At 39.5% G+C, this 21,348-nt stretch carries 17 protein-coding genes; 3 read left to right on the top strand and 14 right to left on the bottom strand.

Translation table 11 applies throughout. The annotated features are described in order from the left end of the window. Positions 1 to 16: 16 nt before the first annotated feature. The 10 genes from ssuD to B4U84_RS26975 all read right to left on the bottom strand — a co-directional run bounded on the left by ssuD (position 17) and on the right by B4U84_RS26975 (position 11,867). On the bottom strand, positions 17 to 1,177 hold the full coding sequence (gene ssuD / locus B4U84_RS27020; RefSeq protein WP_017308644.1) for an FMNH2-dependent alkanesulfonate monooxygenase: 1,161 nt from the start codon (positions 1,175 to 1,177) through the stop codon (positions 17 to 19). A gap of 350 nt (positions 1,178 to 1,527) precedes the next feature. Next, positions 1,528 to 2,355 carry a phosphate ABC transporter ATP-binding protein PstB gene (pstB, locus tag B4U84_RS27015; RefSeq protein WP_044446509.1) on the bottom strand — a complete coding sequence of 276 codons (828 nt, stop codon included), beginning with the start codon at positions 2,353 to 2,355 and terminating at the stop codon, positions 1,528 to 1,530. Positions 2,356 to 2,542: 187 nt separating this feature from the next. Then, positions 2,543 to 3,439, bottom strand: coding sequence for a phosphate ABC transporter permease PstA (pstA, locus tag B4U84_RS27010; protein ID WP_044446510.1), 897 nt, complete (start codon positions 3,437 to 3,439; stop codon positions 2,543 to 2,545). A gap of 6 nt (positions 3,440 to 3,445) precedes the next feature. After that, positions 3,446 to 4,387: a phosphate ABC transporter permease subunit PstC gene (pstC, locus tag B4U84_RS27005; RefSeq protein ID WP_044446512.1), complete on the bottom strand. Its 942-nt coding sequence runs from the start codon at positions 4,385 to 4,387 to the stop codon at positions 3,446 to 3,448. Between the two features lie 212 nt (positions 4,388 to 4,599). Then, positions 4,600 to 5,601, bottom strand: coding sequence for a PstS family phosphate ABC transporter substrate-binding protein (locus B4U84_RS27000; protein ID WP_044446514.1), 1,002 nt, complete (start codon positions 5,599 to 5,601; stop codon positions 4,600 to 4,602). 60 nt (positions 5,602 to 5,661) lie between these two features. Then, complete coding sequence (locus B4U84_RS26995) at positions 5,662 to 6,819, bottom strand: sulfate ABC transporter substrate-binding protein (RefSeq protein WP_044446515.1); 1,158 nt, start codon at positions 6,817 to 6,819, stop codon at positions 5,662 to 5,664. 392 nt (positions 6,820 to 7,211) lie between these two features. Further along, the gene (locus B4U84_RS26990; protein ID WP_044446517.1) at positions 7,212 to 8,399 is read right to left on the bottom strand and encodes an acyl-CoA dehydrogenase family protein; all 1,188 of its coding nucleotides are present in this window, start codon (positions 8,397 to 8,399) and stop codon (positions 7,212 to 7,214) included. Between the two features lie 580 nt (positions 8,400 to 8,979). Continuing rightward, positions 8,980 to 9,795, bottom strand: coding sequence for an ABC transporter ATP-binding protein (locus B4U84_RS26985; protein WP_131121235.1), 816 nt, complete (start codon positions 9,793 to 9,795; stop codon positions 8,980 to 8,982). 3 nt (positions 9,796 to 9,798) lie between these two features. Continuing rightward, entirely contained in the window at positions 9,799 to 10,839 is a 1,041-nt protein-coding gene (locus B4U84_RS26980) for a FecCD family ABC transporter permease (protein WP_131121234.1), read from the bottom strand. Continuing rightward, positions 10,836 to 11,867, bottom strand: a complete 1,032-nt coding sequence (locus B4U84_RS26975; RefSeq protein ID WP_044446525.1) for a FecCD family ABC transporter permease — start codon at positions 11,865 to 11,867, stop codon at positions 10,836 to 10,838. The genes B4U84_RS26980 and B4U84_RS26975 overlap by 4 nt, the downstream gene beginning before the upstream one ends. 358 nt (positions 11,868 to 12,225) lie before the next feature. Here B4U84_RS26975 and B4U84_RS26970 point away from each other — a divergent pair, with 358 nt between their 5' ends. The 3 genes from B4U84_RS26970 to B4U84_RS26960 are packed head-to-tail and all read left to right on the top strand — an operon-like array spanning position 12,226 to position 15,867. After that, on the top strand, positions 12,226 to 12,927 hold the full coding sequence (locus B4U84_RS26970) for an ABC transporter ATP-binding protein (protein WP_131121233.1): 702 nt from the start codon (positions 12,226 to 12,228) through the stop codon (positions 12,925 to 12,927). After that, the gene (locus tag B4U84_RS26965; RefSeq protein WP_131121232.1) at positions 12,927 to 13,718 is read left to right on the top strand and encodes an ABC transporter permease; all 792 of its coding nucleotides are present in this window, start codon (positions 12,927 to 12,929) and stop codon (positions 13,716 to 13,718) included. Before B4U84_RS26970 ends, B4U84_RS26965 begins: the two co-directional genes overlap by 1 nt. A 43-nt stretch (positions 13,719 to 13,761) precedes the next feature. Next, positions 13,762 to 15,867, top strand: coding sequence for an acylase (locus tag B4U84_RS26960; protein ID WP_131121231.1), 2,106 nt, complete (start codon positions 13,762 to 13,764; stop codon positions 15,865 to 15,867). Positions 15,868 to 16,159: 292 nt separating this feature from the next. Here the strand turns inward: B4U84_RS26960 and B4U84_RS26955 are convergent, their stop codons facing one another. From B4U84_RS26955 to B4U84_RS26940, 4 genes are all read right to left on the bottom strand, one after another. Next, positions 16,160 to 18,187 carry an ABC transporter ATP-binding protein/permease gene (locus tag B4U84_RS26955; RefSeq protein ID WP_131121230.1) on the bottom strand — a complete coding sequence of 676 codons (2,028 nt, stop codon included), beginning with the start codon at positions 18,185 to 18,187 and terminating at the stop codon, positions 16,160 to 16,162. 212 nt (positions 18,188 to 18,399) lie between these two features. Next, the gene (gene proC, locus B4U84_RS26950) at positions 18,400 to 19,263 is read right to left on the bottom strand and encodes a pyrroline-5-carboxylate reductase (RefSeq protein ID WP_131121229.1); all 864 of its coding nucleotides are present in this window, start codon (positions 19,261 to 19,263) and stop codon (positions 18,400 to 18,402) included. A gap of 44 nt (positions 19,264 to 19,307) precedes the next feature. Next, positions 19,308 to 20,414 carry a zinc-binding dehydrogenase gene (locus tag B4U84_RS26945; RefSeq protein WP_131121228.1) on the bottom strand — a complete coding sequence of 369 codons (1,107 nt, stop codon included), beginning with the start codon at positions 20,412 to 20,414 and terminating at the stop codon, positions 19,308 to 19,310. Between the two features lie 55 nt (positions 20,415 to 20,469). Continuing rightward, positions 20,470 to 21,267 carry a 2OG-Fe(II)-dependent halogenase WelO5 family protein gene (locus B4U84_RS26940; RefSeq protein WP_131121227.1) on the bottom strand — a complete coding sequence of 266 codons (798 nt, stop codon included), beginning with the start codon at positions 21,265 to 21,267 and terminating at the stop codon, positions 20,470 to 20,472. Positions 21,268 to 21,348: the final 81 nt, after the last annotated feature.

The following is a 21,348-nucleotide window of genomic DNA, read 5'->3' as shown; positions in this document are numbered from 1 at the left end:
GTTAAACTATGCAAATTTAATCTACAGTTGCAATAGTCTTTTTCTTAACCTGCTGTTGGGGGAATTCTTGATGAGCCACAATCTCGCCAAAGGGGCTTAATACTTGTGGTTCCAAAGTTTGTTGATTCTCTAGAGGTAAAAGTGGGAATAGTAATTCTGCTACTCGATATGCTTCTTCTAAGTGAGGATACCCAGAAAAGATAAAAGTGTCAATACCCAACTCGGTATACTCCAGCATTCTCTTGGCAACAGTATCAGGATCACCGACTAAAGCAGTCCCTGCGCCACCCCGCACTAAACCAATTCCTGCCCACAAATTTGGACTGATTTCTAAAGCTTGCCGACTGCCGTTATGTAATTGTTGCATTCGGCGTTGTCCTTCCGAGTCCATGCGTAAGTAAGCTTGTTGGGCGTTGGCGATCGCCTGCTCATCTACATAGCGAATTAAATCATTGGCTGCATCCCATGCTTGGCTTTCTGTTTCCCTGACAATCACGTGGAGACGAATGCCAAAGCGCAAAGTTCTGCCTTCGGCTTCTGCTAGTTGGCGCACTGAAGCAATCTTTTCGCGAACTTGTTGTGGTGATTCACCCCAAGTTAAATACGCATCTACATGTTTAGCTGCAATCCGCTGGGCAATGGGTGAAGAACCGCCAAACCACAGTGGTGGATGAGGTTTCTGCACTGGTGGAAATAGCAGCTTACCACCTTGAATATTAAGATAATCTCCTTGAAAGTCACTAATTTCCCCTGCTGCAATCTGCCGCCACACCGTCAAAAATTCATCTGTTAATTCGTAGCGATCGTCATGGGAAAGATGCAAACCATCCCCCGCCAATTCCACCGGATCACCACCAGTCACGACATTAATCAGCAACCTGCCACCAGAAATCCGATCAAAAGTTGCTGCCATCCGTGCTGCGACTCCTGGTGACATCAATCCTGGACGAATCGCCACCAAAAATTTCATCTGTTTGGTGTGTGTCACCAGAGTTGATGCCAAAATCCAAGCATCTTCACAATAACGACCTGTTGGTAATAATGCCCCTGTAAAACCTAGATGATCTACTGCTTGGGCAATCTGCCGCCAGTAATCAAAATTGACCGCCCGCCCGCCAATGGCAGTACCAAGATATCGCCCTTCGCCGTGAGTTGGAATAAACCAAAGTAGCTGCATGATATCTATTGAGGATTAGTACAAAAACTTGTTAAAGCTTTATTTACGATAAATCTATCGGTTTACCGTATTATTTTTACTTTTAAAGTATTACACACATAACTTTGATCAAGCAATACCTTGGCAAAAAAATACGGTAAACTTATTAGCCTACCGTAATTAAAAATCTGATTATCTTCAAAACAAGACTTACGCAAGATGTGACCGAAAACCTTATTCTTGCGTAGCGGTAATTCATGAATTACCGCAAATGCGCGTTATGTTTTGCGTAAGTCCTGCAAAAGATAAACCCTTAAGAGCGGTAAGTGGACTTACCAAGACACTAAGATACTAAAAGGAAATATAGCTTTTTAACCAAAGCGTCCACTGATATATTCCATAGCTTCTACAGTTTTAGGGGAATTAAACATTTCTTCTGTACGGCTGAACTCGACTAATTTCCCGCGACGTTTACCATACTTGTCAATTTCTGTGTTGAAAAATGCTGTCCAATCTGCAACTCTGGAAGCTTGTTGCATATTGTGAGTCACCATGATGATGGTGTATTGTTCTTTGAGTTCTAAACAGAGTTCTTCAACTTGACGAGTAGAAATAGGATCAAGAGCAGAACATGGTTCATCCATTAATAATACATCTGGCTTCATAGCGATCGCTCGTGCAATGCAAAGCCGTTGTTGTTGTCCGCCAGATAAAGCTGTACCCTTTTGTTTGAGTTTGTCTTTGACTTCATCCCAAATCGCAGCCCGTTTGAGGGAATTTTCCACTAATTCATCAATATTACCTTTGTAACCATTAGCACGTGGTCCAAAAGCAATATTTTCATAGATTGATTTGGGAAAAGGATTTGGTCTTTGAAAAACCATTCCCACTTGTCGGCGTAATTTTACAGAATTGATTTTGGAATCGTAAATATTGCGATCGCGATAAATCAGTCTACCATCTACCTTAGCTCCAGGAATTAAATCATTCATGCGATTGAAGCAACGTAGAAGAGTACTTTTGCCACATCCTGAAGGACCAATAAAAGCAGTTATTTGTTTTTGAGGAATTCTCAGATAGACATCCAAAAGAGCCAAAAAGCCACCATAATAGACCTTCACACCTTCAACATCAAACACAGCATGATCTTGTTGGTGAAATGTGGTGTCTAATTTACTCTTACTGTTGTGATAAGTCATCTTCATTGATCCCTAAATTATTTATCAAAACTGGATCGAGATATTTCTCATTATCTAAGGAACTATATCGGCACAAATAAATCTAACAGCGCTGCTAAGGGTTGCAATAGAATTTACATTTCGTAAGTCACGTTCTGTTTGTTTATTCTCGCCAAACTTAACTGTTTTTTTACCCTTTTACCCATACCTAATGATAAAAGCGTTGCCGAATATAAATTGCTAAACCATTTAACACCAGAACCAAGAGTATTAAAACAATAATTGTTGCTGCTGCTGCATTTTCAAAACCTGGTTCTGGACGAGTGATGTAACTGTAAATTTGAATTGGTAATGCCATAAATCTTTGGAACAAACCAGGGTCAAAGGTAAGGAAAGCCACAGCACCTACTACAATCAAAGATGCGGCATCACCAATAGCACGGGATACAGAAATAATCACTCCTGTAAGAATACCTGGAACAGCATAAGGTAAGACATGATTGCTAATTGTTTGCCATTTCGTTACACCTAAACCATAAGAAGCAAATCTGAGCGAATCTGGAACTGCGCGAATTGCTTCTGTTGCTGTCACAATAATGACTGGTAAAGACAACAAAGATAAAGTCAATGCTCCAGAAATCAAAGTAGGACCAAACCCAAGTAAATAATTGAAAACTCCTAAACCCAATAATCCATAAACAATAGAAGGTACTCCTGCTAGGTTACTGATATTAATTTCAATGATTGCTGACCACCAAGTTTTGGGTGCATATTCTTCGAGATATAAAGCTGCCCCTACACCAATAGGTACAGTTATCAAAATTACCACAATTCCTAAAAGAATGCTACTAACAATAGCAGGACGAATACCACCTTGTTCGGGAAAGCGGGATGGAGTTTCGTTCAGAAAGCCAGGTGTCAAAAATCTACCTAATCCATCTTTTAAGACATCAAAAAGTAGCAACGCCAAAACAAATAAACCTATTAGCAATCCTAACAAAAAAAGTATTTCAAATATTTTTCCTATTTGTTCTCTTTTGTCAACATTATCAGTAAAATCTGTTGCAGTAATTTGAGAATCATCTCTTGGATAAATTGTAGCCATGCCTATTTACTCGTATTTTTCTTTAAAGCGATTAGAAATCCAGTAACTAACAATGTTCAAAATTAAGGTAATCAGAAACAAAACAGCACCTACAGCATATAAAGTCTGGAAATTGAGACTACCACGAGGACTATCACCACCAGAAATTTGGGCCATGTAAGCTGTCATCGTTTCTACTGACTCTGCAAAATTAACAGTCAGTTTTGGCTGTTGTCCAGCGGCGATGAGAACAGTCATAGTTTCACCAACAGCACGAGAAATACCTAAAATAATCGAGGCTGTAATTCCAGAAAGAGCAGCTGGGAGAACTACTTTAAAAATTGATTCCAGTTTGGTTATCCCCAAAGCGTAAGCCCCTTCTCGCAAAGAACGTGGAACTGAGCGAATCGCATCTAAGCTGATAGAACCAACTGTAGGAGTAATCATGATCCCCATCATCAACCCCGCGCTCAAAGCATTGAAAATTTCTAGGGGGATCAAGTTCCGCAGTAATGGTGTGACAAATAACAATGCAAAGTAACCATAGACTACTGTGGGTATTCCTGCTAAAAGTTCTACGGCTGGGCGTAAAACTGCGGCTACTTTTGGTTGAGCATATTCACTTAAGTAAATAGCAGAAGATAAACCCAAAGGAATAGCAACTGCCATTGCAATAGCAGTAGTCAAAAAAGTGCCATTAATCAGAGGCCAAATGCCAAAATGCTGTTTTGCAAATAGAGGTGTCCATCTAGTGTCAAGAAAGAATTGAGCGAGGGAAACTTTTTGGAAAAACTCAAATGCTACTTGAAAGATAATTACGATAATTCCAAAAGTAGTCAGCACCGAAACTAAAGCACAACAGAATAAAATTGTTGCAACAATTTTGTCCTGGATATCTTCAGATGCTTTTTTCTCTAGTGATTGTTTGGAGTTGTGATCAAAACCGTTTTGAGAATTGATGCTTGTCATCCGATTTTAGATTTTAGATTACTCTACCCCTGCGGGGAAGACTAAGTGAACAAGAAGCCATCCATAGACGCCTTGCGGCTTCCCTATGGATTTTGAATTGGTCCCACAGCACCCATTTTTCCAAATAGGGGGTTAGGAGTGGGGAATTAAAAGCAATTTATTTGCGCCTACTTACCTATGAAATTTGAAGTTTTTGATATACCTTCTGTTTTCTAGATAAAGTTTGTGATTGGTTGACCTGGTTTTGCTTTTTTGAATTTTGTGCCAGTTTCACCAGCAGCAAATTTTTGTTTAGTTTTGACGTAAGCTTCATCTGGTAGTGCTACATAACCAACGCTATCTACCCACTTCCAAGAATTTTCTAGATAAAAATCCACAAATTCTTTTACTGCTGGCTTGGTATCCATGGACTTTTTACTGACATAAATGAAAAGGGGACGAGACAATGGTGTATAGATATTTTTAACAACATTATCTATGGGAACTGGTTTTTCACACTTTCCTGTCGGGCTTTTGACAGCAACTAAATTTAGTTTGTCTTGATTTTGAATATAGTAAGATATCCCGACATATCCTAAAGCAGACGCTTCACCTGCAACTCCTTGAACAAGGAGATTTTGATTGTGGCTAGGAGTGTAGTCTGTACGACCATTTTTGGCTTTTTTGGTAATAGCTTGGGTAAAATAATCAAACGTTCCCGTATCAGAAGCAGGAGCATAAAGTTTGAGTGGTTTGTCAGGAAATTTGGAATTAATTTGATTCCAACTCAATACTGTACTATCTGATTTAGCACTCCACATCTTGTCTAGTTCTTTAATAGTTAGACATTTAGCAAAGTTATTTTGAGAATTAGCAATTACAGCAATTCCATCTAAGGCTATAGGCAATTCAATAAATTCGATATTCTTAGTTTTACACCTAGTGATTTCTTCATCTTTAATGGTACGAGAAGCACCAACAATATCAATGTCGCCGGCACAAAACTTACTAATTCCACCGCCAGTACCACTTGAAGCAACGCTAACTTTAGCTTCTGGTTTAACTTTTCCGTATTCTTCTGCAACTGCTAGAGAAATAGGAAAACCCACTGCTGCACCATCAATACTCACTTGGCTTTTTTCTTCCTGGGTGCGATCGCAACCAGTGACACTATAGCTAACAAGCATCAAAAATGCGAGGAAAAATCTACCCTGAAATCGCTTACAAAGGCTCATAGACTAAATATTCTGCTATTCTAATTTCTTAAACAAATTTGTTCGATGTTTACTCTACCTTCATGCTTTCTGGACAGCTTGAACTTGATCAAAAATTGCTCCATCTCCAAAAAACTTTTTCTGGATATTATTCCAGCCACCTAAATCTAGAACTGTGAATAAAGTTTTGATTTGAGGATATTGTTTGACCACTTTTTGACTAACGGTAGGATTAACAGAACGATATCCTAATTTGGCAAATTCTTGTTGAGCTTCTGTAGAGTAAAGAAAATCAACAAATGCTTGTGCAACTTCTCTTGTACCGTGCTGATCAACGTATTTATCAACTACAGTTACAGGATTATCAATGGAAATATTTACTTGTGGTACTACGTAAGGTAATTTTGCTCCATTCTGTTCCGCTAAAATTACCTCATTCTCGTAGTTAATTAAGACATCTCCCTGACCTTTTTGGAAAAATAAATCACTAGCTTCACGAGCATCTTTTGTTAATACAGACGTGTTTTTATAAACTCTGGTGACATAATCTAGTGCTGTCGCTTCGTCACCTCCTGTTTGAGTTACCGATCCCCACAAAGCCAAGAATTCCCAGATAGCAATACCAGAAGTTTTTGGATTTGCAGCAATTAGTTTCACGTCATTTTTTGCTAAGTCTTCCCAAGTCTTGATGCCTTTGGGGTTGCCTTCACGGGTTACTATTGTAGCTACGGATCTAGTGACAACACCATTTCTTGGAGCTTTGATTTCCCAACCTGATTTAATCAAACCTGCTTGCTGAATTTTATTCACATCTAAAGAAAGTGCCAAGTGTACTATATCTGCTTCTTGAGTACCTGAAATGACAGCAGCAGTTTGAGCACCAGAACCTCCATAACTCTGTTCAAATGTGACGTTTTGATTGTGTTCTTTTTTCCATTTTTCAACAAATTTAGGAATAATTTGATCATGAGCAGCTTTGGTTACAGAGTAGGAAACGAGCCTGAGCTTGATATCAGGTTTGATAGCTGAACTGCTTCCTGAACAGGCAGCAACTGCCATACTTAAGACTATACCTACTAAAAATAAACACGCAAATCTTTGTACAGATTGCCATTGCGATCGCCTTTTAAATATTCCTTGATACCAAAGCTGTACAGCCTGCCAAGCTGTCACAATATAATTTTGTATTTGAGCAATGTGATAAGCTCCTAACTTTACTGGATGTTGCGATTTACTCATCAAACTTTCTCCATAAAACTACGGTATCTTGGCCAAGCTACCGTGGTCAAAATGTATTATATGACATAAAAACAGTAGGTTATTACCTACCTTTATCTTTTGTTACTATTTGAGCAATTCATAATAAAATTATTTGCTTAAATAGTAAAATAGTTTACAGAAAAAATATTCCTACTTAGTAATCTGCTCTTGAAATATGGAATGACAAGCTATCTTTAGATAATTATCCAGGTAAATAATGCTATTATCTTCGATCAGAACGCCTTGGTTAATTCAATAGCAAAGGAAATAAGGTGGGTAAATTCCCACCTTAAATTGAGAGGAGGCTACTGTGGCTAAAACTTGTGAAATATTTTCAGTGATCAGTTTGATTTGAGAGTCCCTAACTGAATTTAAGAATATTGAGTTACTAGAGGTAATTCTTGATTGAGTACCCAATTACCGATATCGCGCAACTTGTAATCTACAGGATCATGGAGGGTAAAGGTACGCAAATCCCGCCAGTAACGATCAAAGCCATATTTGCTAGCTGTAGAACGGGTTCCCATAACTTCAAAGATACGGTTGGTGATATTTAACCCGATACGAGTAGCAAAGGTTTTAGCGGTGAAGACTGCGATCGCGACTTCTCCTCTTTCTTTAATAGTTAGGTTAGCTTCTTTTTCCCACGCTTGTTGAACTTGGCTAAGGGTGCGATCGCTCAATGCAATAGCTGCTTGTAGTTCTGTCCACAGTTCACCGTAATGATACAGAATATATGGGTCTTTTTTCGCACTATCTACCCCAGATGTAATCCACGGTTTTGTTTGATTGATGGTATATTCTTTAGCTGCTACTAGCGCCCCTTCCACAATACCCAAATACACGTAAGTTTTGGTTAATTGAGCGATGATTCCCAAAAATGTAGCAAAAGCGCTATCAGGAGGATAAGGATATCCAAGGACTTCATCTTTTTTTACCAAAACATCGTGAAAAATAAAGGTGTCGCTATCAGTCCGTCGCTGACCAATATTGTCCCAATCTTGGTTAGAAACGACACCAGTCCTGTCTTGAGGAATGATAAATATCCAAGGTACTTCTACACCATCTTGAAGAGCAGAAAAGACACGCAAATCTGCGAGCGCAACACCCGTACCAAAACTTTTTATTCCATTAACACGGAAATGCTCACCATCTGGGGTAATTTTCAATCTAGTATCGCGTGTGTTGATCGCATTTGCCCAGAATAAATTATGTTCGGCAGTTTGGCGATAGTATCTTTGTTTTTGCTCACTTGTGCCAGAAACATGACCCAAAGCTACTAAATTTAGGTGATTTCCATACAACTGTCCAATGGAACCATCTGCTTTCGAGAGTTCTTGAACAATTTTTAAAGCTTCGATCCAAGTTGCACCAGTCCCACCGTATTCTTTTGGTACTACTAAAGGTAACAAACCACTTTCTCGTAGTAGTTGGATTTCTACATCTGGGAGTCCAGCTTTGCTATCTCTTTCTACTGCTGTGGTAGTCAGATCCGCAGATACTGAAGAAGCGATCGCAATCCAATCTTTAGATTCTTCTTTAAGTAATAGCTGCACCATAGTTGGTTAACGGTTGGTTGTTAATGGTTGGTTGTTAATGGTTGGTTGTTAATGGTTGGTTGTTGATGCTTGGTCGTATTATCTCCTCTGGATTCTGGATGTAGGATGACATTTTTCTCCTTTGTAAACTATGTGTTTGTTAAACAAAAGCCTAATTTAGCAAACGAGCTTGTATGCTTTATTGATTTCTTTTGAAAGAAAATACTGCAAGTTGGTAGACAAACCGTATTTAATTGATAGTAGTGTTACACAGATAAAGAAAAAAGACAAGGATATTTTGTAAAAAAATGCAAATTTTAAAAGTCAAGTTGACAGAGTACATAGACGCGCTAGCGGCTTTGCAGAAGTCGCTACGCGCCTACCCGCAGGGTAGACACTAAGACACAAAGGTGAAAAGACCTAAATTCGGCAATTTTTGGAAGATTTTTACCCACCTTGAAAGGGCTAGTTCTACTTGATTAGCGATTACAGGTGTTGCGATCGCTATTTATAATTCAATACGGTTCAGTTAAGGATTTTTAGTGCAAAAATTTGACCTGTAGAGACGCGCCATGGCGCGTCTCTACAAGAGATTGTGGTCTTATCTGAACCGTATTGATTTATAATTGTCTTTCCCTTTGCGTCCTATTGGTACACACATGGGCGTTTCTACAACAGGATCAAGAACAATACGACATTCTAAACCAAAAACCTCTTGAACCATTTCTTGAGTCATGACTAGGGTTGGTTCTCCAGCAGCAAAAATGCGACCATCTTTGACAGCAACTAAGTAATCAGCATAACGACACGCCTGATTTAAATCATGTAACACCATTACGATTGTTCGTCCTTGAGTTTGGTTTAACTCGTATAACAAATCTAAAATTTCTATCTGGTGCGCCAAATCCAAAAAAGTAGTTGGCTCATCCAAAAGTAAAATATCTGTATCCTGTGCCAGCGCCATTGCAATCCAAGCTCGCTGTCGTTGTCCACCAGATAAAGTATCTAATGCTCTATCTGCCAATTTCAACAAATTTGTAATTTCTAGCGCCTGCTGTACGATTTTTTCATCCTTAACTGACCATTGCTGTAACCAATTTTGATAAGGGTAACGTCCTTGTGCTACCAAATCTCGCACTGTTAACCCTTCTGGTGCTACCGGACTTTGTGGCAAAATACCCAACTGCTGTGCTACTTCTTTGGTGGAAAGATTAAAAATAGATGTTCCTTCAAGGTATACAGTACCGCTGTGGGGTTTAAGCAATCTTGCTAAACCCCGCAGTAAAGTTGATTTACCACAACCATTAGCACCAACTAAAGCACTAATTTGTCCGACGGGAATTGCCAAATTCAGGTCACGGATAATCGCCGCACTATCGTAACCTAAACATAGGTTTTTGGCTGACAGTCCTTTCATAAGTTAATTTTTACGATTACGAATTAATAAATAAAGAAAATAAGGAGCGCCAACAGCAGCAGTTACCACTCCACAAGGAAGTTCGATAGGTGCAAACAATGTTCGTCCGAAAAAATCTGCCATCACAACAATCACTCCTCCCAAAAGCGCTGCGGTAGGAATCAACCCTTCATGGTTTGAACCTACTAGCTGTCTTCCTATATGGGGTGCGATTAAACCAACAAAACTAATATTTCCAGCGGTGGCGACTGATGCACCTGCTAAGGCTACACCTACTAGGACTAATAAACCACGTTGCCACTCTACCTGACTACCTAAACCTTTGGCGACATCATCTCCTAAATTTAAAGCGTTTAAATGTCTGGCTTGTGTCAAAGCCAATGGTACAAAAATAATTAACCACGTTAATAAAGAAAATACTTGTTCACTTGTGCGTCCATAAACACTTCCAGCCAACCAAACCAAAGCAGCACTAACGTCGTACATATTTCCAAAGGTAATCATCAAGTTAGTGAAAGCAGTGGCGATCGCAGATAAGCCAACTCCCATCAAAATAAATAGAAGAGGTGAACTACCATTGTTCCAAGCTAGCCAGTAAATTAAAGCAGCCATCAAACAAGCGCCTACAAAGGCTGAAAGGGGCAATGTGTAAAAGGGTAGTGATGGAAGTAAAGTAATTACTGTCACTGCTGCCAAACTCGCTCCAGCATTGATGCCAATAATACCAGGATCAGCTAATGGATTACGTGTTAATCCTTGAAAAATAGTACCAGAAATTGCCAGCGCCACTCCTACCATAAAAGCGACAAGGGTACGAGGTAGACGCAAATTATGAATCACAAAAGCATGGTCTGGGTTCCCTGTATCTATACCTAATACAGCTTTGACAATATCCAAAGGTGAAATTGGATATTCACCCCGACCTAAATTCATCACCATTGCTAATGCGATCGCTACTGCCAAACATAACAGTATTAGTGGTACACGTCGGTCGATACGGAAAGATATCGCCTGGGAACGGATGACTAGCCAATCAAAACTCATTTTTTCACCTTTGACTTAGCCAAGTACACAAAAAAAGGAGCGCCAAACAGTGCTGTCATTACACCTACAGGTAATTCCTGCGGTTTGAATAACACACGAGATCCAATATCTGCAACGAGAACTAAAATTGCGCCCAAAATTGCCGAGTAAGGCAAAATCCAACGATAATCGGCTTGAATGAAAAATCTCACTATGTGAGGAACGACTAAGCCAATAAAACCAATTGGCCCTGCAAGCGACACTGAACTTCCTGCTAGTAGAACAACACTAATCGCAGTGATGATTTTAATCCAAGCTGTCTGTTGACCTAAGCCTTTGGCGACATCTTCACCCAAACTCATGGTAGTAATCTGTCTACTAAGGATAAAGGCAACTATTAGTCCAATAGAAACAAAAGGCAATGCTTGTAAGAGGATGTTAGTATCTCGACCTGCTAATGAACCTGCTAACCAAAATCTAATTTCTTCTAAAGTGCGTTGACTGACGATGAGAATAGCAGTAGTTAGGGAAGAAATCAGAGCCGTAAGTGCTGCGCCTGCTACTGTCAAATTCAGTGGGGTAGCTCCTCCCCGTCCTAGAGAACCAAGCAAGTAAACTAACATTGCTGTGACTCCTGCCCCCAAAAAAGCCACAATGGTTAAAACACTCAGAGACGAACTACCCAAAACAAAAACTGTTACAACTACAGCCAGTGCTGCTCCTGATTCAATTCCTAAAATTCCTGGATCTGCTAAGGGGTTACGTGTCAAACCTTGCATTAACGCCCCGGCTACTGCAAGAGCTGATCCTACAAGGATAGCAATCAGCGATCGCGGTAATCTTATTGTCTGGATCACCAGATGTTCATAGGAACCATCAAAAGTGACAAAGGATTCCAAAATCTTGCTTAGAGGAATATCCGCAGCACCCAGTGTGACGCTGTACATCAAAGAAATTAGTAAAAGTACTAGTCCTAGAACTAAACCTGCGAAGGATGTGAGCGGGGGTGTCTTCCAGCCTCGAGGTAATGCTGTAGTTGTTTTTGTCATGCTGATACTGGTTATTTGTTTCTTTAATCGGCACTCTCAATATTTAACAGCTTTATCATGGTCAAATTGATAATCTTTCTTGATAAATTTATATATAGATTACATTATTTTGGGGATCATGTAGATACTTCCCGATTTTTAAACAGGAATCAAACATGTTGTTCAAGCTTTGATATAGTTTCTCAATAAAGTGATATTGTTAGATTATTTTATGCCTTCTGTTGGTGGCAAATGCAAAGTTAGCTAACAAAGAGTAGCGTCCTGTATTTGCGTGCTATGTGTGAGGGCGATCGCGCTCACATATTCTTGCCCATTTTAGAAGAACGCAAAGTATTCTGAAGATTATCGGGAGACAGCTATGAAAGATCAACTTACTAAAAACCAGATCACTGAGCTAGAACTGTCTCCCAACAACCCTATTCTCTGTGTCCAAGACTTGGGTCGAAAAGTTGAGGAAAATTGGATCTGGAGTAACTTAAATTTTCAAGTATTTCCAGGGGAAAAAATCGCAGTGGTAGGTGCTTCTGGATCTGGTAAAAGTTTGCTGCTACGAGCATTAGCTGGTCTCGATCCAGTACAAGCAGGACAAGTTATTTTTCACCAAAAGCCAATTCAGTCCTATTTTATGCCCATTTATCGTTCCCAAATCATTTATTTGCACCAGCGACCAGCCCTTTGGGAAGGAACTGTAGAGGAAAATCTTCAGCAAGTTTACCGGTTAGCAGTTCACCGCCATCAAGTTTATAAACACGAGTTGATTCTAAACTATCTGCATCTTTTACAGAAAACGCCTGATTTTTTGCACCGTCCTGTGAGCGCTCTTTCTGGTGGTGAGGCGCAGATTGTTGCCTTTTTGCGAGCTTTGCAACTTTCACCTTCTATACTGCTATTAGACGAACCAACTGCTTCACTGGATGCGATCACTGCTCAAAGTTTAGAGGCTTTAGTTGCAGTTTGGCAAAATGAACAACCTTACAGAGCATACTTTTGGACAAGTCATGATCCTACCCAGTTGGAACGGATTACCAACCGCCAAATTACCCTAAAGGAAAAAGACTAGTGGAAACCAATTATATCCAAATTAGTTATGGACAATTGGCTTTGGCGACTTTGTTTATTGTCGTCAATATAGGTCTTTCTTTTAGTCTGCGGTTGGGACTGGAACGGAGTCTGGGGATAGCTTCACTACGGATGGTCATACAGTTGTTACTAGTGGGTTACATATTGCAGTGGGTGTTTACTCTGAGCAATCCTATATTAATCATAGTTTTGGCTTTGGGCATGACAGGTGTTGCTGGCGTATCTAGTGTCAACCGTACAAAAAGACGTTTTTCTGGTATTTATTGGAACAATTTTATTTCGCTATTGAGTGGTTCATTTTTAGTGACTGGGATAATAGTTAGTGGTATTCTACGTGTACAGCCTTGGTACGAGCCTCAGTATTTGATTCCACTTTTGGGTATGGTCTTGGGTAATGCCCTGACTGGTACATCTTTGAGTTTAGATCGGTTTATGGAGGATTTAACCACTCGGCGCTTTGAAATAGAAGCGTTACTAGCTCTTGGCGCGACTCGTTGGGAAGCTGCACATCAAACTATAAAAGAAGCTTTGAGGACAGGAATGATTCCTACTATTAATTCGATGATGGTGATGGGATTAGTTAGCCTACCAGGAATGATGACTGGTCAAATTCTCGCTGGAGCAAATCCTAGTGATGCCATTCGTTACCAGATTGTAATTATCTTTGCACAGGCAGCAGGAGTTGCGATCGCCACAATGGGTGTTGTCATCTTAGCTTTTCTTGTTCTGTTTAATCTAAATCACCAGCTTACACATTTATTACGTAAGTAAAAATAACAAATTACAGGCGTTACATCTGCACATGGTGGTGTGAATGAGAATTAATATTTTACCCAGGGTCTACCAAAGAAAATCTAGACGCGTTTTACCGTTAATACTCAGTTTAATCATGGTTTTGTTTGTGGGCAGCCAAACTATAGCCGTACCAACAAAATCAACAGAAATATTATGGGATACTTTTGGTGTACCGCATATATACGGTAAAGATAACCAGAGCGCATTTTATGCTTTCGGTTGGTCGCAAATGCAAAGTCATGGAAATTTGCTTTTACGTCTCTATGGTCAAGCACGAGGACAGGCCGCCGAATATTGGGGAGAGGAATATATAAAATCAGATCAATGGGTACTGACAACGGGAATACCAGAACGCGCTCGTGTTTGGTATAAGGCACAAAATCCTACTTTTCGTAGTTATCTTGATGCTTTTGCGGCTGGGATCAATGCTTATGCTTCCCAAAATCCGAAGTTGATTGACGATGAAGTAGAGGTGGTGTTACCAGTCAAGCCAGAAGATGTCATGGCTCACCTACATCGGGTACTCAATTTCACCTTTGTAGCTAATCCAGAGCAAGTATTAGAGTTAAGCAAAGAAAAATTGCCAGCAGGGTCAAATGGTTGGGCGATCGCACCAAGTCATTCTACCAGTGGCAAGGCAATGTTGTTAGCAAACCCACACCTACCCTGGTCAGATTTATTTTTGTGGTATGAAGCCCAAATCACCGCCCCAGGAATTGATGCTTACGGAGCAACACTTGTGGGTATTCCTGTATTGGCGATCGCATTTAACAACAACTTGGGCTGGACTCACACTGTTAATACCTACGATGGCTGGGATGTTTACGAACTGACATTGGCGGGTAAAGGTTATCGCTTTGATAACAAAGTTCGTAACTTTGATACAAAAACCCTCTCGTTGAAGATCAAACAGAAAGATGGCTCCTTGCAAGAGCAACCATTAGTAGTGAAAACTTCTGTTCACGGGCCTGTAGTCACAGAGAAAAATGGTAAAGCTTTGGCGCTGAGAGTAGCAGGTCTTGACCGACCAGGTGTACTTCAGCAGTGGTGGGATATGGCACGTTCCCAAAACCTCAAGCAATTTGAAACCGCACTCAAGCGCCTACAACTATCAATGTTTACGGTAATGTACGCGGACAGAGAAGGACATATTATGCACCTATTCAACGGTCAAGTTCCGGTACGTTCTCAAGGAGATTTTGCATATTGGCAAGGTGTGATCCCTGGTGATACATCTAAAAACTTATGGACAAAAATTCATCCTTATCAAGATTTACCCCGGATAGTTGATCCTAAAAGTGGTTGGTTGCAAAATACAAATGACCCACCTTGGACAACTACATTTCCAGCCGCAATTAATCCTGATAATTATCCGCCTTACATGGCTCCTCGTTTTATGGATTTCCGCTCACAAAGTTCTGTCAGGATGTTGGCTGAGGATAAAAAAATATCTTTTGATGAAATGGTTGCATACAAGCATTCTACCCGAATGGAATTGGCTGATCGAATTTTGGATGATTTAATCCCAGCTGCACGCAAGTATGGTAATGATTTAGGACGGCGAGCAGCTAGTGTCTTAGAAGTTTGGGATCGCCAAGCCAATGCAGAGAGTCGGGGAGGAGTATTATTTGCCTTTTGGGTGCAACAGATAGACTTAGATAAAACTTTTAGTAAACCTTGGAGTGAAAAATCTCCACTTACTACACCCGATGGTTTAGCTAATCCTCAAAGTGCAGTTGCTACACTCCAAACAGTTGCAGCACAGCTAGAAAAAACTTATGGAAAGATGGATGTAGCGTGGGGGGATGTTTTTCGACTACGGTTGGGTAATGTGGATTTGCCTGGTAATGGTGGGGATGGTAATTTAGGAATTTTTCGTGCTATTAATTTTGCTCCGGGCGAAAAAGGTCAGTTTCAAGCGGTTGCAGGAGATTCTTATGTTGCTGCAATTGAATTTTCTAATCCAGTACGAGCAATGGTACTGACTACCTACGGTAACGCAACTCAACCCGGATCACGCCATACTAGCGACCAGTTACAGATGTTCGTCAACAAAAAGTTGCGTCCTGTGTGGCGCGATCGCGCCACAATTCTTGGCCATTTAGAAGAACGCCAGGTATTTTAAATTTATATATAGGAGTTTTATTTGATTTTTGAAAAAATCTAAGTATCTGTAGGGTGTTTTATGGCGTAGCTATCACCCACCTAAATCCCTAATACCATTTCACGTTAATAGCGATACATATGAATCTTGTAGAGGCGCGTTCGCTTTTAGCGTTCCCGCAGGGTAATTTCGCGTCTCTACACCGCCTGTATTTGTATCAAGATTTTTGTGAAAACGCACCCTACGTGTATTTCAGAAATCAAATCTGAGTCCTATAATACCTAAGACCTCAGAAATTGCACTGACTAAAAATTCACTCAACTCTGACCCATTTCAACATTTTTGTGTCTTTGTCATAGCGGTAAGTAAAGCCATCCTTAGTAGTGATAGACTGTCCTCTACTTGCCTTACTTCTAATGGTATTAATCGAATAGTGAGTTAATTCAGTCATTTCCTGATGAGAAAGTCCTTCATTAATAGCTTTTTGAGTGAATATTTCTGAATGACTTGAAGAAGATTCATTATTAGAAACAATATCTATCGTAATTTGAGTATTTTCAGGAGTATTTTTAGTAACTTGTTTTTGATTTCGATAATCTTGCACGGTCACAAGTTGCCAACTAGAATTCTCTGAAAGTTCTAGAACCCATTGATGATAATCAAATAAACTTTCTCGATGTCCTACACTAATATATGTTGTTTTTGTCTCTTGTAACTGTTGATATAAATTTCCTTCATTTTTCAAGTCTAAAGCACTAGTTGCTTCGTCTAGTATCGTAAAGCTAGGACGAGTAACTAATAGTCGTGCAAAAGCTAGGCGTTGTTGTTCTCCCAGCGATAATATATTTTCCCAAGGAACTTCTGTATCGAAGCCATCAACTCGACTTAGCAAGTTTTGCAGATTAACTTGTTGCAATATATCTTTAATTTCTGCGTCGTTCATCTGACGATTGGTATTGGGATAAATCAACTGTTCGCGCAAAGTTCCCAAGATGATGTAAGGACGTTGAGGCAAAAATAAGACTTCTTCTAGAGGAGGTCGCACTAAACGACCAGTTCCTGCATTCCACAAACCAGCGATCGCTCTTAGTATAGAGCTTTTACCTCGACCACTGGGACCGACAATCAATAAACCTTCTCCCGGTTGAACATCGAGTGATAAGTCTTCAACAATTACCTGCTCATAGTTAGGCGTTTGTAAAGTGACATTTTCAAAAGTAAGATGATTTTCTTCTATTGTTTTAATGGTACTAACATTTTGTGGTTGTTTAGTTACTTCTTCTAAAGTTTCTGAAAATTCCGATAAACGCTCAACATAGCTAGAAAATCTTCCGGAGGTTCCAAATTCATTGATTAAATCTGCCAAAGCATTAGCAAAAAAATAGCAACATATAGACGCTTGGCTAATTTCTCCAAATTCCATTTCACCTTTAATGTCTAAAGGGCCAAATACTATATATGGAAATATTTGAATTACAGCCTGATAACCTCGATTGAAAATTTCATTGTTCCTCTCCCAATCAATTTTGCGTTTAGCAGTTTTTATCAAACTATTAAATCGACGATCAATGATATTTAATTCTTGCTTCTCTCCTCGAAAGAAAGCTACTGATTCAGCATGAGTACGCAAATGAGTTAGACAATAAGTGTAGTCAGCTTTCGCTTCGAGTTCTTCTCCATTAATTTTATTTAATTCTTGAGTTAAGTAAACAGCAATCAAATTGCCTATAACCGTATAAGTAACTAAAATTAATGCAACAGATTGAGAGATTGACCAAAGAATTATTAAAAAAGCTGTCATCTCCAGTATTTTTTCAAGGAGAGTAGCTGAAAAACTTAAAGCGTTCCTAGAAATTGGTTCGATTTCTTGAGATAAACGCTGATCTGGATTATCAATATTAGATTTAAAGTTAATTTTGTAATAAGCTCGACTGTTTAAATATTTCGATAAAATCTTATTATTCAGCCATTGATACCAATCGAGAGCAATTTGTTTCCTCACAAATTTGGAGAACCCTACCAAGACAGTTACTAGCAGCAAAGCTAAACCATAAAGCAGTAAAACTTCAAAAAACTTAGAAATATCCTTATCTTTAATGATGACATCTAGTAAATAACGATTAATAAAGCTATTAAAAACATTTGCACTTACAAGTGCAATTATTAATAAGATCAAGAGAATCAGCATTCCCCATGAGCGAATCACGTCTGAGAATGCTCTTCCTCCTGCTTCGTTTGGATACCAATAAGGTTGGGCGACTGCTTTTACGTCTTTCCAAAATTGAATAAAACCTAAAAAAGCATTTTTTGAAGGTTGAGCTTGAACAACTTGGGTTGGCATATTCCGGTGATATACTAATATTATTCGTAACTAAATATACTTGATTAAGTATAGCTCATAATTATTTATTTATAGTAACTTTGTCATTTATTTTATGAGAAATTAGATAATTAAGATTTTCTCAAAAAGTAGCTTTATGGAAATTTTTCAGCAATCCTTATATTCGGATTTTTGTTAAAAAATCTCGGTAAGTACGAGAATATATTCAAAGATCAAATAGAATTGCTTGCCATATCACCTAATTGTTGAGTATTGCTTGCCATATCACCTAATTGTTGAGTGCGGCTCAAAGCAGCAAGCAATGCATTAGAAATAACAGTTCGCATACCACCTTTTTCTAACTCGTAAAGACCAACAGCAGTTACTCCTCCAGGACTCGTTACCTTGTTTCGTAAAACAGCTGGATGTTCATGAGTCTGCAACATAAGTTCTACGCTACCAGCAATAGTATGCAATGTTAGTTCTTCGGATTGTGTCCGAGTTAAACCCATCTGTACTCCAGCATCAATCATCGCTTCGATGTACAGAAATATAAATCCAGTCCCGGCGCTACTCAACGCTGTGGCCATATCAAGGTAATGTTCATTTTGGGTAGCAAATTCCTTGCCTAATGCTTGTAAAATGAGTTGGGTATGCGATCGCTGTATCTCTGTCACACCTGATGATGCGCTCCATACCGTAGTCCCATGACCAACTTGTACTGCAATATTCGGCATTGTACGAACAACAGCAGGATGATTCAATCCTTGGCACAGAGATGCAATGCTCACTCCACCCACAATACTAATTACTAAAGCATCAGGTGAAATTTTACCATTCAGCATAGACATCACCTCTGCTAAAATCTGTGGTTTCACCGCTAAGATCACAATGGATACGCCTTGCACAGCTTCTATATTAGATTTTGTAGTACGTACTCCATATTCTTTTTCTAAATACAGACATCGCGCAGAAAGTGGATCACCGACTATAATTAGATCGGGTTTTTGAATAATTTTCGTCGATAACAATCTAGTAATTATCATCTCGCCCATCGTGCCACCGCCGATAAAGGCAATTTTTAAATCTCCAAACATATCTTTATCCCTATTATTCAAAGTCCTTTAATATTTTGTTGACATCAAGATAGGTTAGGCTGAATCACAGCTTTTAATACAGATCCTCGCTCTACATCTGCCAGCGCTTGATTAATTTCTTCTAGTCTGTATGAACGACTAATTATGCTTTCCCAAACAATCTTTTTTCTGGAATCATTATCGCGTTTTAGTAATTCAATCATTCTGTAAAAATGGCTGAAATCAATTCCCCAAGTTCCGCGAATATCAATATGTTTGAGATTAATCTCTAAGTGTGGATTAATGAGAACTTCACCAGTGTTTGTGTAATGTCCGACAATCACATAGCGACCTCCATTTCTTGTCATATTCAACCCCTCTTTGACAGCAATGGGAATACCTGTGGCTTCAATAGTCACATCAGCACCATGTCCGTGCGTCAATTCCAAAACCCGCTCAATATGTTGTCGTGGATCATCAGCGTTAATTACCAAAGTTTCATCTACACCAAAGGATCTTGCAACTACTAATCGGCTCTCAAATTTATCAATGACAATCACTTTACCTGCACCTGAGAGCAAAGCGAGAATTGCCACACTCAAACCCACAGGCCCGCAACCTTGAACCACAACAATATCACCAATTTGAATTTGCGCTCGATCAATAGCGTGCAGTGCAGTTGGTAAAGCACATCCCCCAGCAATGAATTGCTTTGGTGAGACTTCTTCGGGTAAAGTTAGAACTTTAACCCCTGGTTTGAGGTAAACCAGTTCAGACCAACCACCCAGTAACCCATCTTTGGCTGAGTAAGTGACACCATAGACTTTGCGTTGTGGACAACGAGTGGATGCTTTGGCTACTAGACAATACCAGCAGTTGTAACAGGTTTCGTGGACATCCAGAAAAGTGGCGATCGCTCCAGGTTGAATTAATTTACCATTGACATCACTAATGAGTCCACCTGTTTCTACCACACGACCAACTGAAAAGTGACCTGGGATGATCGGATACGGTATTCCCTCTAAGCGTCCATGTAGTAAATGTACATCAGTGCCACAAACCTCAGAATATAAGGTTTCAGTAATGATTCCACCCTTTTCCAGAATCGGGTCTGGTAATTGTTGGACTTCAACTGGTTGGTTAGGTGCAGTCATCACAGCTGCTAAGGGCATAAATTACTTCCTCACTATACTTACCAAATTCCTTCCTACCTCCTATTTATCAGCTTCAAGACCAGAAAATAATTTCATCGTTGGGTAGTAATCCGATCGCGCAAGTAAAAGTTACACGTTGTCCATTCATCGGCTCAACAATGTGAAAGTTGCGTGTATTGAAAATGAATACATCTCCTACACAAGGTTTGAAGGTGATCATGTCTGCATCTGCAATCACTGTATCACTATAGCCGTAGGAATCGAGTTTATATTGGTCATTTCCTGGTTGCCATTGGCGATCGTAAATGTGTGTTTGACCATTGTTGTGAGGATAAAATTTCAAGTATAAATTCCAGGAAAGCTGATAAATAACTGTACCAATTTCCCATTCAGATTGTTCTAACGGGGCATAATCAATATGAAGTTGAGTACCATGCTCTATTTTTCTGATCAGTCCTGCATAATAACTACCATAGGATGGTTCCGAAGCAATTCGGACAGTCGCGCCTGTACACTCTTGAATTTTCACCATTAAGCGTTCTAATGGATTGAAAGAAGCTGCCATAATGCAGTCTCTTAATTCAGTTGCGCGTTCTACTGCTTCAAAATAAGCTGCTTTACTAATGCGATTATATTCAAACGCTGTGATCCCAATTCGCTCAATCTTGGGATTCACATCTTGATAGCAGTCAAAGTTGAACAATTGAGTTTGAGCAACTAACATCTCACACTCTTGGGGTGTGGCAAATTCTTTTAGCCGAATTAAAGGAATTCGGTTTTCCAAGAGCATTCTTAAAGACTCTGTAGTTAAGGGATTCTCTTGCTTATTATCCCAAACCTTGGATTTGATCTGATTAGAAGTAGCAGTCATAATACAGTTCCTTACATTTAAATTTCAACTCATTGTTTTGACACCCCCGAAGGTATCACAAAACTTTTCGGTCTACTGAAT

Source organism: Westiellopsis prolifica IICB1 (assembly GCF_004323185.1).
GTDB lineage: Bacteria > Cyanobacteriota > Cyanobacteriia > Cyanobacteriales > Nostocaceae > Pelatocladus > Pelatocladus prolificus_A.
This window is presented reverse-complemented; position numbering and strand designations above follow the sequence as displayed.

Coding starts and splice junctions, on each gene's coding strand:
- ssuD (WP_017308644.1), bottom strand. CDS start 1,177: ATGCAGCTACTTTGGTTTATTCCAACTCACGGCGAAGGGCGATATCTT.
- pstB (WP_044446509.1), bottom strand. CDS start 2,355: ATGACTTATCACAACAGTAAGAGTAAATTAGACACCACATTTCACCAA.
- pstA (WP_044446510.1), bottom strand. CDS start 3,439: ATGGCTACAATTTATCCAAGAGATGATTCTCAAATTACTGCAACAGAT.
- pstC (WP_044446512.1), bottom strand. CDS start 4,387: ATGACAAGCATCAATTCTCAAAACGGTTTTGATCACAACTCCAAACAA.
- B4U84_RS27000 (WP_044446514.1), bottom strand. CDS start 5,601: ATGAGCCTTTGTAAGCGATTTCAGGGTAGATTTTTCCTCGCATTTTTG.
- B4U84_RS26995 (WP_044446515.1), bottom strand. CDS start 6,819: ATGAGTAAATCGCAACATCCAGTAAAGTTAGGAGCTTATCACATTGCT.
- B4U84_RS26990 (WP_044446517.1), bottom strand. CDS start 8,399: ATGGTGCAGCTATTACTTAAAGAAGAATCTAAAGATTGGATTGCGATC.
- B4U84_RS26985 (WP_131121235.1), bottom strand. CDS start 9,795: ATGAAAGGACTGTCAGCCAAAAACCTATGTTTAGGTTACGATAGTGCG.
- B4U84_RS26980 (WP_131121234.1), bottom strand. CDS start 10,839: ATGAGTTTTGATTGGCTAGTCATCCGTTCCCAGGCGATATCTTTCCGT.
- B4U84_RS26975 (WP_044446525.1), bottom strand. CDS start 11,867: ATGACAAAAACAACTACAGCATTACCTCGAGGCTGGAAGACACCCCCG.
- B4U84_RS26970 (WP_131121233.1), top strand. CDS start 12,226: ATGAAAGATCAACTTACTAAAAACCAGATCACTGAGCTAGAACTGTCT.
- B4U84_RS26960 (WP_131121231.1), top strand. CDS start 13,762: ATGAGAATTAATATTTTACCCAGGGTCTACCAAAGAAAATCTAGACGC.
- B4U84_RS26955 (WP_131121230.1), bottom strand. CDS start 18,187: ATGCCAACCCAAGTTGTTCAAGCTCAACCTTCAAAAAATGCTTTTTTA.
- proC (WP_131121229.1), bottom strand. CDS start 19,263: ATGTTTGGAGATTTAAAAATTGCCTTTATCGGCGGTGGCACGATGGGC.
- B4U84_RS26945 (WP_131121228.1), bottom strand. CDS start 20,414: ATGCCCTTAGCAGCTGTGATGACTGCACCTAACCAACCAGTTGAAGTC.
- B4U84_RS26940 (WP_131121227.1), bottom strand. CDS start 21,267: ATGACTGCTACTTCTAATCAGATCAAATCCAAGGTTTGGGATAATAAG.